Genomic DNA, 12,227 nt, shown 5'->3' with positions numbered 1-12,227 from the left:
GTCCCTCGTCCTACTTCACCGCCACGGGCTCGGGCTTCACTGCCCTCAGCCCTGCCACGGCATCCTCACCTTCGGGGCGCTTCGGATCCGGCCTCTTCGGCGGCGGGCCGAGGAAGGCCGGGACCACGAAGAACGCGGCGATGAGGGTGAAGAACAGCGACAGGGCGAGGAGCTTGCCCATGCTGGCCGTGCCGGGATGACTCGACAGAACCAGGGAGCCGAAGGCCGTGCCGGTGGTCAGGGCGGAGAAGAAGATCGCCCGCGTCAGGCTGGAGGCCAGCATGTCGGTGACGCCGGCCCGCCAGGCGATGACATAGTAGATGTGGAAGGCCACGCCCACCGCGAGCATTAACGGCAGGGCGATGATGTTGGCGAAGTTGAGCGGCATGCCGACCACATGCAGCGCCATCAGCGTCCATAGGGTGGCCAGCACCAGCGGGCCGAGGGTCATCGCCACGTCCCAGGGCTTGCGCAGGGCCACCGACAGGATGATGAAGATCGCCACCAGCGCCGTCAGCGCCGCCTGCACGAAAGCACCGAGGATGGTGTAGCTCGACGAGGTCGTCGCCACCGGCGCGCCGGTCGCGTGCGGGGCCACGGTCTGAACCTCCTTGGCAAAGCGGCGCAGCACAACGTTGTCGTTGGCATCGCCACTCGGATGCACCTCGATCCGGGCGCGGCCGTCGGCGGCGATCCACTCGGCCTTCAGCTGCGGCGGGATGTTGGCGAGGGTGACCTTCTCGGGGGCCAGCATGCCGCGCAGGCGGTTGAGCAGGGTGTTGAGATCGGTGGTGACCGCCACGTTGGCGGCCTGACGCAGCTGCGGCGTGGCCGCGGCGAGGGACTCGAGCGTGCCCGAGAGCGCACCGGCGGCCTTGGCACCGCCGGATTCACCGGTAGCAATGCCCTTGAGCGCGGTGGCCGCCTCCTTCAGCGCCTTCACCGTGTCGGCATCGGTGGGCGGCGGCGGCTTCCGCGCCGGATTGAGGATGGGGCCGAGGAGTTCGGCCGTCTCGGCGATGGTCGCGAGCTTCTGATCCTGATCCGGGGGGACGAACGTGTCGATGTCGATCACGCGGGCGACCGAGGGCAGGGCCTTCAGCTTGGCCGCAAGCTCGGGCACCGCCTGCACGTTCGGCGCGATCACATCGATGAGGTTGGGGCTCGTCTCCGGATCCTTGATCAGGTCGAGATAGGTGGAGATCGATTCCACCTTGGTGCTGCGCAGGTGCATCGGGTTGGAATCGAAGGGCAGCTTGAACAGCAGCGGGATGCCCGCCACCGTGATCACGCCGACGATGATGAGCACGATCTTGCGGTTCTCGATGATCCAGTGATCGACGCCGGCAAGCCATGTCGTCTCCACCGCCCGCGCCTCGCCCTTCGGCTTGAACACCGCGATGAGGGCAGGGAGCAGGGTGAGCGAGAAGAGATAGGCGACGATCATGCCGACGCCGGCGATGAGGCCGAGCTCGGACACGCCGCGGAACGCCGTGGGCAGGAAGGCGAAGAACCCGGCCACCAGAGAGACGGCGGCGAGACTCAATGACCAGCCGACGCCGCGCGCGGCGGCACGGATGGCGCTCGCCAGGTTCGGTTGCTCGAACCGGTCGGCCCGGTAGCGCACCGCGAACTGGATCCCGAAATCGATCCCGAGCCCCACGAACAGGGCGGCGAAGGCCACGGAGATCGGGTTCAGCTCGCCCACCATCAGGAGGCCGAGGGCGGCGGTAACGATAAGGCCGGCGAAGGTGGTGATCAGGACTGCGCCGACGAGGGAGGCCGAACGCAGGGCCAGCCAGACGAACAGGATGATGGCGCCGGCCGTGACGCTGTAGTTGAGGAACGCGTCCTCGGCGAGAGTGGCAAATTCGTCGTCGGCCACGGCCACCGGGCCGGTGAGGCGCATGCGCGGGTTGTCCGCCCCGTCGAGGCCGCCGAGGGTGTTGATCTTCAGGTCGGTGGCGATGCGCCGGACCAGGGCGGAGGCCTCGGCGCCGGGCTGGAGCGCCGCGTAATCCAGCTTCGGCTGGATCATGATGAACTTGCGGAGTTCCGTACCCTGGGCCTTGCCGTTGGAAAGGAGCAGCTGCCAGGACAGGCGAGCCGGCTCTCCCGCCAGCACCTTGCGCAGCACCTCGTCGATCCGGGTCATCGGACCGTCGAGGTCCTCGAGCTTGGCGTCGCCGCTCTTGATGCCCCGGGCGCCGAGGCCGAGCACCCGCATGAGGCCACGGAGGGACGGGTCGGCGGCAAGCGGACCGAGTAGCCCCTGCTGCTGGACGAGCTGGTCCATGGTCTTGGTGAGCTCTTCCTGCGGCATCAGCAGGAAGCCGTTCTTGTCGTAGAACGGGCCGCCATCGGGGCGGTAGACCGTCTCAATTTGATTCGGGTGCTCGAGAAGCGCCTTGGCGAACGTGGCCGCGGCCTGTTCGGTGACCTCGGGCGTCTTGCCGTCGATGACGGCGACAAGGGTTCCCGTCCGTTGCGGGAAGGCCTTCTCGTAGTTGATCTCGTCCTGGCGCCAGGGCACATCCGTGTCGATGAGGCGCTCGACGTCGGTGTTGATCCGGAAGAGATGGGCGGCGAGCGCCGCGCTTCCGACGGTGAGGAGCGCCACCAGGCCGATGACCAACCAGCGGCGTTGGACGGAAAACGCAACGAGACGTTCGATCACAAGTATCCTGCCTGACTAGCGACGCGGGCCCCGCCCGAACGAGACCGGCCGGTGTCGCGAATGCGAGGGACAGGCGACGATCTCGGCGCGGGACCGGTCTTGGTCCAAGGGTCGGTTACCACCTGTCGAGGCAATCCACGAGTCCCGACGGCATATCGAGGCATGTCATGGCTCGGCGACGGCTGGTACCGCACCCGGCCAAGCTCTCGCCGACATTGACGACGGCCAGCCTCGAACGAGGGTGTCCGTACTCATCGGCAGGCGGAAATGCAACGCGGCCCCATCCTCTCGTCCTGCAGTCGAAGCCATGTGCGCCCGCGCACCGCATCATCTCGACGTCGCGACGGAACGTCGTCCCAGGCACCGGGCGGGACATCCGTCGCTTCGAGGTCGAGCAATTTTGGGTCGAGCCGTTCTGGCTCGCGCAGTTCTGACATTCGCTGGCCGAATAGGAAAAAGCACCACGGTTCGGCATAAGGACGGGATATCGCCAGACATGGAAGCGCGGCGACATGCGCTTCCCCTGTGGCCGTATTGCCCCATGACCGCTCAAACACGCATCGTGCGCCGGCCGCGCGGGCGGATCAAGATCTGTTCCAGCCTAGTGCGCTGGAATTTCGCCGCTTTTCGCGGTAATGCACCGGTTCATATCGGGGCCAAAAACAAGGAGCCGCGTCTTGGGTATTCCCCTCCGTTACGTCGCGAAGATTGGCGGCTACATTCTCAAGCAGCACCTCACCGGTCGCAAGCGCTACCCGCTCGTGATGATGATGGAGCCGCTGTTTCGCTGCAATCTCGCCTGCGCCGGCTGCGGGAAGATCGACTATCCGGACGAGATCCTGAACAAGCGTCTGCCGGTGGCCGACGCCCTGGAATCCGTGCGTGAGTGCGGCGCACCCATGGTGGTGATCGCCGGTGGCGAGCCGCTTCTGCACAAGGATCTGCCGCAGATCGTCGACGGGATCATCGCGCAGAAGAAGTTCGCGATCGTGTGCACGAACGCGCTGCTGCTCGAGAAGAAGATCAAGGACTACAAGCCCAGCCCGTACTTCACCTGGTCGATCCATCTCGATGGCGACAAGGAGATGCACGACCAGTCGGTGTGCCAGCGCGGCGTCTACGACAAGGCGGTCTCGGCCATTGCCAAGGCGAAGGAGATGGGCTTCCGCGTCACCATCAACTGCACCTTCTTCAACAATTCCTCGGCGGACAAGATCGCCGACTTCTTCGACACCGTGACGAAGCTCGGCATCGACGGCATCACCGTCTCCCCCGGCTACGCCTACGAGCGCGCCCCCGACCAGCAGCACTTCCTCAACCGCAAGGCGACGAAGGACCTGTTCCGCGGCGTGTTCCGGCACGGCAAGGAGAAGGGCCGCCAGAACTGGACCTTCCAGCAGTCGGGCCTGTTCCTCGACTTCCTGGCCGGCAACCAGACCTACCATTGCACCCCCTGGGGCAACCCGACCCGTACCGTGTTCGGCTGGCAGAAGCCCTGCTACCTGCTCGGCGAGGGCTATGCGGCGACCTTCAAGGAGCTGATGGAGGAGACCGACTGGGATTCCTACGGCACCGGCAACTACGAGAAGTGCGCCGACTGCATGGTCCATTCGGGCTACGAGGCGTCCTCGGTGGTCGATTCCGTGAAGAAGCCCTGGAAGCCGCTGATCCACGCCATCCGCGGCATTAAGACCGAGGGCGAGATGGCTCCCGAGGTCAGCCTCGAGAACCAGCGTCCGGCCGAGTTCGTGTTCTCGCGCAACGTCGCGCAGAAGCTGTCGGAGATCAAAGCTTCGGGCGTCGACACCAAGCGCGAGGCGCGCAACCGCACGGCGGCCTGACCCCGCCGCACGTGATCCGTGCCTGAAACGAAAGCCCCGCGCTGCCTATGCAGCGCGGGGCTTTTTCTTGTGCGCCGAGCCGAAGTCCGGAAGCGTCAGGCGTCCGGCAGACCGAGGCCGGGGCCGAGGATGACCCGACACTGGGAGAGTGCGGCGAAGGCTCGCCCCGAATCACGGGCGAGGCGGATCAGTGCCGGCAGATGCGCAGGTCGCCGGGCGAGGGCCGTGAGAACGGCGAGGATGTCGGGATCGCCGCTCGGCTTCAACGCCGTGGCGACGAAGGCGGGCAGCGCGCGGTCGGCCGGGTCGCAGACCACGCGGATCGCCGCGAACGGAAGGCCATGGCGGGCCGCGAACTCTGCGGCGACATGGGATTCCATGTCCACCGCCGCCGCGCCGGTGCGGGCGTGGAGATCGGTTTTCGCGGCCACACTCAGGACGGCCGCGTCGACGCCGGCGAGGTCGGCGGAGAGCGTCGTGAGATCGGTTCTCGATAGAGCGGAGTGAAGCGCATCGCGCAAGGCGGCATCGGTCTCGCGTCGCCCCGCCTCGGTGACGATGGCCGTGGCGATGACCACGTCACCGGCAACCCGCAACGGATCGAGCCCTCCGGCGATGCCGAAGCTGATCACGGCACGACATCCGCCCTCCCTGCGGAGATCGAGCAGGGCGCGCAAGCGCTGGGGAGATCCGCCCGCTCCCACGGCCTCGACGCCGGGACCAGCGGCGAGCCGGGCCTCCTTGGACAGGCCGGTGACAGCAAGAACGGGAAGCATGTGATGATCCGGAACGCAAAATCCCTCCCCCCTCTGCGGGGGAGGTTGGCCTTCACGCCAGCGAGGGTCGGGAGAGGGGAGCGACGTTCCCGGATAGGGCGCCCCCTCTCCCGCCTGCTCCGCAGGCACCCTCTCTCGCAGAGGGGAGAGGGTCGAGGAGGGCCTACATCCCGTAGGCGACCGACCGCGTGTTGCTGCGCTTGAGGTTGCGGTAGCGCGCCATGGCCCAGAGCGGGAAGAACTTCGGGTAGCCGTGGTAGCGCAGGTAGAAGACCCGCGGGAACCCGGTCGCCGTGTAGCGCTCCTCAGACCAGAACCCGTCGGCTCCCTGCGTGCGCGTCAGGTAGTTGATGCCCCGCGTCACGGCCGGATCGTCGGCCTCGCCGGCCGCCATCAGCGCCAAGAGCGCCCAGGCGGTCTGGGAGGCGGTGGAATAGCCGGGCTCGAAGGCCGGATCGATCTTGTAGGACGAGGCGTCCTCGCCCCAGCCACCATCCGGGTTCTGGATGCGGATGAGCCAGGCCACCGACCGGCGGATCTCCGACGAGGCCGGGTCGACGCCGGCGGCGTTGAGGGCACACAGCACCGACCACGTGCCGTAGATGAAGTTCATGCCCCAGCGACCGTACCAGGAGCCGTCCTCCTCCTGGTCGTCGAGGAGATATTTCACGCCGCGATCGAGAGCCTTCGAGGTCTCGCGGGTCTCGCCGAGTTGCGAGAGCATCGAGACGACGCGCGCCGTGACGTCGGCGGTGGGCGGATCGAGCAGAGCGCCGTGATCCGAGAACGGGATGTTGTTGAGGTAATGGTGGTTGTTGTCCGCGTCGAAGGCCGCCCAGCCGCCATCGCTCGATTGCAGGCCCTCGACCCATTCGCGGGCGCGGGCGATGGAGACCGCGTAATCCGGCACGTCGGCGACGAGACCATGCTGGCGCGTCGCCCGGTCCATGGCCATCACCACCACGGCGGTGTCGTCGAGATCGGGGAAGTGCGGGTTGGCGTATTGGAACGCCCAGCCGCCGGGGCGGACATTGGGGCGTCCGGCCGCCCAGTCACCCTTGATGTCGAGCACCTGGAGCGGACGCAGCCAGTCGAGCCCGCGCCGGGCCTGATGCTCGGCATCGGGCCCACCGGCTTCCAGCAGGGCATGGCCGGCCAGGGCCGTGTCCCAGACCGGCGAGAGGCAGGGCTGGACGTAGGCCTCGTGCTCCTTGACCACGACAAGCTTCTCGACCGCCTCGCAGGCGATCCGCACCTGAGGGTGATCGGCGGGGTAGCCGAGCACCTCATACATGAGCACGGTGTTGACCATGGCCGGGAAGATGGCGCCGAGGCCGTCCTCGCCGTTGAGGCGCTCGCTGGTCCAGGCCACGGCTTTGTCGATGCCGCGCTGACGCCGCTTCTTCGGGAAATAATCCTGCGTGACCTGCAGCAGCCGGTCGATCGCGCCGAAGATCGGCGTCCAGGGCCAGGTCGCATGCGGGCTACCGGGCCAGGACCGGACGTGGTCGGGCGGCGTCACGAACAATTCGGAGACGCCGAGGCCGAGGGGGTTCTTGGCAAGGGGCTTCTTGGCCTGCAGCACCAGCAGGGGCACGATCACGCAGCGCGCCCAGTAGGAGATCTTGTCGAGGTGGAAGGGAAACCACTTCGGCAGATGCATGATCTCGACGGGCATCACCGGCACGGCGCGCCACGGCACCTCGCCGAACAGAGCCAGCAGGAAGCGCGTGAACACGTTGGAATTGGCCGCACCGCCGCGCGACAGAATCGCCTCGCGGGCGCGCCGCATATGCGGGGCCTCGATCGAGTCGCCGACGAATTTCAGCGCGTAATAGGCTTTCACGCTGGCGCTCATGTCGAACGGCCCATCGTGGACCAGCGACCAGCCGCCGTGTTTGCCCTGCGTGCGGCGGAGATAGTTTCCGATCTTGGCCATCAGCTCGGGCGGGATGGTGGTCGCCCGGAACTGGTGGAACATGATGTATTCGGACGGGATCGTCGCATCCGCTTCGAGCTCGAAGCACAGATGGCCGTCCGCGTGGACAAGGTTCGTCAGGGCCTGCGTCGCCCGCATGACTCCATGCTCGACGTCGTCCAGGGAAATCTCCTGGGTCTTGGGACGCTGGAGCGTCTCGACCTTCTTGAATGCCTCTCGCATCGTCCTCGCCTCAAGCGCCGCTTGACGCGGCCCCTCCCTCACGCCGCGCCGCGCGTCATAGCTTCACCGCGTCCACGCGCTCCCTTGAGAAGCGCCTGTGCGGCCGTCGTTCCCGAACGGATCGCCCCCTCGATCGTCGATGGCAGGCCGGTCGCGGTCCAGTCGCCTGCCAGGACGAGATTGTCGTGGGCCGTCACGGCACTCGCGCGCCGTGCGGCCTCTTCGGGCGTCGCCGCGAAGGTCGCCCGTTTCTCCTTGACGATCTGCCAGCTTGGCAGTTCCGGTGCAAGTCCAGTCAAAGTCGAGAGCTCGGCCCAGATCTGCTTCGCCAAGTCTTCGCGCGGCACATCGAGCAGGCGATCGGCGCCGCTGATGGTCACCGACAGTCGGTCCGGATAGGCGAACAGCCATTCCGTCAGACCATTCACCACGCCGAGCAATAATGGCGAGCCCTGTGGAGGAAGGATCGCGAAATGAGCATTGACGATGGACCGGTAGGATTGCGGAACAGCCAGGCCCGGCAGCAGATCGGACGCCACCCAGGGCGGCAGGGCCAGAACCACCGAATCGTCGGGGCCGAGCGTGATGGATTCGTCGCTGAACAGGAGCGTATCGACACGGCCCGCATCGGCACCGAGCCCGCGCAGGCGCCGGCCGAAGCGCATCTGGGCGCCGTGCCGGGCCAGATACGACAGGGCGGGATCGATGAAGGCGGCCGAGAGGCCGCCGACGGCGATGAGCGGCCGGCAGGCGGCGCCACCCGCGCCCAGGGTCTCGCGCAGGATCGTGGCGGCAAGGCCGACATCGCTCTCCTGCGGATCGGTGTTGAGGGCGGCGAGCAGAACCGGATGCCAGAGGCGCTCATAGAGCGGCCCCGAGCATTCCATGCGTTCGCCGATCGTGCCGCCGCGCCCCGGCGCCTTTCCCGAGGCGGCCCGGAGGATGCTCAGGGGCGCGAGGTAATCCATGGCCCGGCTGCCGGGCACGCGGCGCGAGGCCTGCAGCACCCACCACGGCACCCGGCCGGCATTCGGCCGCAGGGTCCAGCGTTCGCCGGTCTTCAGGTCGGCGAAGGGGAACTCGGCCTCCTCCGGCCCGGTCAGGGCATCGGCGGGGGCGCCCACCAGTTTCAGGAAATCGAGGGACGAGCGGTTGCCCGACAGCAGCAGGTGGTTGCCGTTGTCGATGGTCAGGCCCAGCGTCGAATCGAAATAGGAGCGGCAGCGCCCGCCCGCCTGCTTGGCGGCCTCATGCACGATGACGCGGCGCCCCTGCTCGGCGAGCGACACGGCGGCCGACAGGCCTGCCAGCCCCGCGCCGACGACGTGAACCGTTCCGGTCTGTTGTCCCGTCATCACAGGATCCCGTGACGAAGCGCGACGCCGAGCAGGGCGAGCTTCGAGGGTTTCACGCGGGCGCGGGGCATGGCCCAGCCGCGCTTCAGCACTGCGTCGAGATAGAGCCGGTAGGCCGCCGCCATCAGGCGGGGGGCCTTCGTCTCCTTGCGCGGGTTGCGGTCGATGATCGTCCAGGTGTCGCGGTAATGGGCTTCCGCCTCCCTCGCCACGGCGATGCAGACCTCGCCGATGCGGGGATGGGCGATGGCGGCCTGGGGCGTCGGATCGGTGAGGCCGATGCCGGCAAGCTTCTCGCGGGGCAGGTAAAGGCGGCCGCGCTCGGCATCCTCATCGATGTCGCGCAGGATATTGGTCAACTGCAGCGCGCGGCCCTCGTGATGGGCGAGCCGGATGCCGTCGGCCTCCGGCAGGCCGAAGATGCGCACGGATAGTCGCCCGACTGCGCTGGCGACGCGGTCGCAATAGAGATCGAGGGTCGCCTCGTCGGGGGCGACGATGTCCTCGAACGCATCCATCGCCATGCCGTCGATGACCGCCTGGAAATCCTCCCGCAGGAGGCCGTAGCGCTGGATGGGCACCACGAGGTCGCGCAAGCGCGGAGCCGGATTGCCGGCATAGAGGGCATCGATATCGGCGCGCCAGCGGTCGAGTTCCGCCGCGCGGACGGGGGCCGGACCGCCATCGTCGGCGACGTCGTCCACCGAGCGGCAGAAGGCGTAGACCGCGTACATCGCCTCGCGGCGATCCTTCGGCAGGAGCCGCATGGCGGTGTAGAACGAGGAGCCGGCGGCCGGCAGGGCGGCGTCCTGCGCCTCGGAGGCCGTGGGAGCGGGTGATGCGGTGGCGCTCATGGCCGGACTCCGTGGCTGGCGACGCGCGTGGCCTGGCGGCGGAGAATGCGGGAACGAAGCGGACGCCGCGCCAGGGTCGCGGCGATCCCGCCCAGAGCTGTGAGGGCGAAGCCCGCCTTGCCGTGATGCACCTTCTCGGAGAGCGGATCGCGCTCCATCAGCCCACGGCAGAGCACCACGGCGAGGCGATGGATCGCCGCGATCTCGAGGCTCAGACGCAGGTCGTCGATCAGGTCGGGCAGCACGGCGCCCTCGTCGAGAAGGACCATGGTCCGCTCCGCGAGTTCACGGATGACGGCGCGCAGGGCAGGGGAGGCCTTGTCGGCGGCGAGTGCCTCCACGGAGACGCCGTGGCGCTCCAGAGTCTCGCGGGGCAGGTAGACCCGGTCGTTGCGGCGATAGTCCTTCGCGCAATCCTGGAGATGGTTGATGATCTGGAGGGCGGCACAGATCGCGTCGGACGGCCCCCAGACCACGGCCGGGTCCTCGCCATGGACGTCGAGAACGAAGCGGCCCACCGGCATGGCCGAGAGCCGGCAATAGGCGATGAGGTCGTCCCAGTCCTCGTAGCGGCTTTTCACGGCATCGAGGCGGAAGGCGTCGAGGAGTTCGAGGGCGTGCGTCGGCGGCAGGCCGCGCGCGGCGAGTTCACGCTTCAGCGGCTCGGCCTCCGGGTCGGAGGGGCCCTTGCCCGTCAGGGCGTCGGCGAGCCGATCGAGAAGCTCGATCTTGCGCTCGGGCGACAGCTCGGCATGGTCGGCGACATCGTCGCCCGCCCGCACGAAATCGTAGAACGCCAGGATGGCGCCGCGATTCTTCGGATGGATCAGGTGGGAGGCGACGGGGAAGTTCTCGTCCTTGTGCCCCTTGCCCGATCGCGCATCCGTCGCGGTGTCGAGATGGGCACTCACTTCACGTACCCCGATTGGCGGAACCACGCGAGGGCGTCCGACAGGCCCTCGCGATAGGGCCGCGCGGTGTAGCCGAGCTCGGCCCGCGCCTTGGCATCGGTGAAGAACATGCGGTAGCGCGACATCTTGATGCCGTCGATGGTGGCGAACGGAGCCTTGCCGGTGATCCGGGCCATCTGCTCGGAGACGAACGCGATCGGATAGACCACGGCGCGCGGCAGGTTGATCGTCGGCGGCTTGCGGCCGACCATGCCGGCGATGTCGGCGAGCATCTGCGACAGGAGAACGTTCTCGCCGCCGAGGATGTAGCGTTCGCCGGTGCGGCCATGGCGCAGGGCGAGAAGATGGCCGTAGGCGACGTCGTCCACATGGGCGAGGTTGAGGCCGGTATCGACGAAGGCCGGCATCCGGCCGAGGGCCGCTTCCACGATGATACGGCCCGTCGGGGTCGGCTTGACGTCGCGGGGGCCGATGGGCGTCGACGGGTTGACGATGACCACGGGCAGGCCGTTGCGGGCCGCCATCTCCTCGACCACGCGCTCGGAGACGACCTTGCTGCGCTTGTAGGCGCCGATGGCCGTGCCGGGGGTGAGAGGCCGTGTCTCGTCGGCGGGCGTGCCGTCGTCATGCGGCTTGATGGTGGCGACGCTCGACGTGTAGACGATCCGCTCGATACCGGCGCGGAGGGCCTCCTCCATGAGAATGACGGCACCGTCGCGGTTGGTGCGGACGATCTCCTCCGGGTCCGGTGCCCAGAGCCGGTAATCGGCGGCGGCATGGACGAGGTAGCGCTGGCCGGCGAGCGCGGCGGCGACCGATGCGCGGTCGCGCATATCGCCTTCGACGATCTCGACATCGTTCCAGACGAGATTGGTGCGCGGGGACGAGGCCCGCACCATGATCCGTACGGAGAAGCCGGCCTTGCGGAACACGTCCACGAGGGCTGCACCGAGGAAACCACTCGCTCCGGTAATGAGAACCGGACCGGCATCAAAACGGCTCTCGTCGAACCTGCCGGAAGGAGTGGCCTCTGTCATGTCTCTCGTAAGGTCTGGGAATCGGTTAGGAATACGTGCCGGATCGGCACGTCATGCCCGGCCTTTTCCCATCGAACGGCGAGGCGAACAAGCGCAGCGCTGCCACACACGGAGACTTCCGTGCGCGGCCACACGCCGGGGGGCCGGAGCTCAGGCGAGACGCAGGCGTCCGGCCTTCTGCTCGGGCAGCGCGGCCTTGACGGTCCTGACGATGCCGTCGGCGTCGAGGCCGGCCTCGGCGTACATCGCCTCCGGGCTGTTGTGGTCCTGGTAGGTGTCCGGCAGCGTCAGCGTCCGCACCCGCACCCGGCCCGTGTCGAGGGCGCCCTTTTCCGACAGGAGATGCAGCACCATCGCGCCGAAGCCGCCGACCGACCCCTCTTCCAGGGTGACCAGAACCTCGTGGCTCGCCGCCAGATCCAGGATCATCGCCTCGTCCAGCGGCTTGGCGAAGCGCGCATCCGCCACGCTCACGGCGATCCCGGCGTTCTCGAGCAGGTCGGCCGCCTTCAGCGCCTCCGACAGGCGCGTGCCGAGACAGAGCAGCGCCACCCGCGCATTCTCGGGGCGCTTGACGATCCGGCCCTTGCCGATGGGCAGGGCCTCGCCGCGCTC

General features: G+C 67.9%; 9 protein-coding genes. 1 reads left to right on the top strand and 8 read right to left on the bottom strand.

The window, feature by feature from the left end; genetic code table 11:
- Nucleotides 1-10 precede the first annotated feature (10 nt).
- A complete protein-coding gene (locus FPV16_RS25465) occupies nt 11-2,677 on the bottom strand; it encodes an MMPL family transporter (protein WP_227441306.1) in 2,667 nt (888 codons plus the stop codon).
- A gap of 677 nt (nt 2,678-3,354) precedes the next feature.
- On the opposite strand from FPV16_RS25465, the gene hpnH reads away from it, so the two are divergent.
- Nucleotides 3,355-4,518 carry an adenosyl-hopene transferase HpnH gene (gene hpnH, locus FPV16_RS25460; RefSeq protein WP_227441305.1) on the top strand — a complete coding sequence of 388 codons (1,164 nt, stop codon included), beginning with the start codon at nt 3,355-3,357 and terminating at the stop codon, nt 4,516-4,518.
- A 95-nt stretch (nt 4,519-4,613) separates the two neighbouring features.
- On the opposite strand, the gene FPV16_RS25455 is transcribed toward hpnH, so the two are convergent.
- The 7 genes from FPV16_RS25455 to FPV16_RS25425 form a co-directional block, all read right to left on the bottom strand.
- Entirely contained in the window at nt 4,614-5,294 is a 681-nt protein-coding gene (locus FPV16_RS25455; protein ID WP_227441304.1) for a phosphorylase, read from the bottom strand.
- A gap of 163 nt (nt 5,295-5,457) precedes the next feature.
- Complete coding sequence (gene shc, locus FPV16_RS25450) at nt 5,458-7,455, bottom strand: squalene--hopene cyclase (protein WP_227441303.1); 1,998 nt, start codon at nt 7,453-7,455, stop codon at nt 5,458-5,460.
- A 38-nt stretch (nt 7,456-7,493) separates the two neighbouring features.
- Nucleotides 7,494-8,810: a hydroxysqualene dehydroxylase HpnE gene (gene hpnE / locus FPV16_RS25445; RefSeq protein WP_227441302.1), complete on the bottom strand. Its 1,317-nt coding sequence runs from the start codon at nt 8,808-8,810 to the stop codon at nt 7,494-7,496.
- The gene (gene hpnD, locus FPV16_RS25440) at nt 8,810-9,664 is read right to left on the bottom strand and encodes a presqualene diphosphate synthase HpnD (protein ID WP_227441301.1); all 855 of its coding nucleotides are present in this window, start codon (nt 9,662-9,664) and stop codon (nt 8,810-8,812) included. Before hpnD ends, hpnE begins: the two co-directional genes overlap by 1 nt.
- Nucleotides 9,661-10,575 (bottom strand): squalene synthase HpnC, encoded by a 915-nt coding sequence (gene hpnC / locus FPV16_RS25435; RefSeq protein WP_227441300.1) that lies wholly within the window; start codon nt 10,573-10,575, stop codon nt 9,661-9,663. Before hpnC ends, hpnD begins: the two co-directional genes overlap by 4 nt.
- Nucleotides 10,572-11,612 (bottom strand): hopanoid-associated sugar epimerase, encoded by a 1,041-nt coding sequence (gene hpnA, locus FPV16_RS25430; RefSeq protein WP_227441299.1) that lies wholly within the window; start codon nt 11,610-11,612, stop codon nt 10,572-10,574. The genes hpnC and hpnA overlap by 4 nt, the downstream gene beginning before the upstream one ends.
- Nucleotides 11,613-11,762: 150 nt before the next feature.
- Nucleotides 11,763-12,227 (bottom strand): transketolase C-terminal domain-containing protein (locus FPV16_RS25425; RefSeq protein ID WP_319802279.1); only part of this gene is annotated, 465 nt, incomplete at its 5' end.

Source organism: Methylobacterium sp. W2, from assembly GCF_020662345.1.
Taxonomy (GTDB): domain Bacteria; phylum Pseudomonadota; class Alphaproteobacteria; order Rhizobiales; family Beijerinckiaceae; genus Methylobacterium.
Note: the sequence above shows the minus strand (reverse complement) of the source record. Positions and strands in the feature narration are given on the sequence as shown.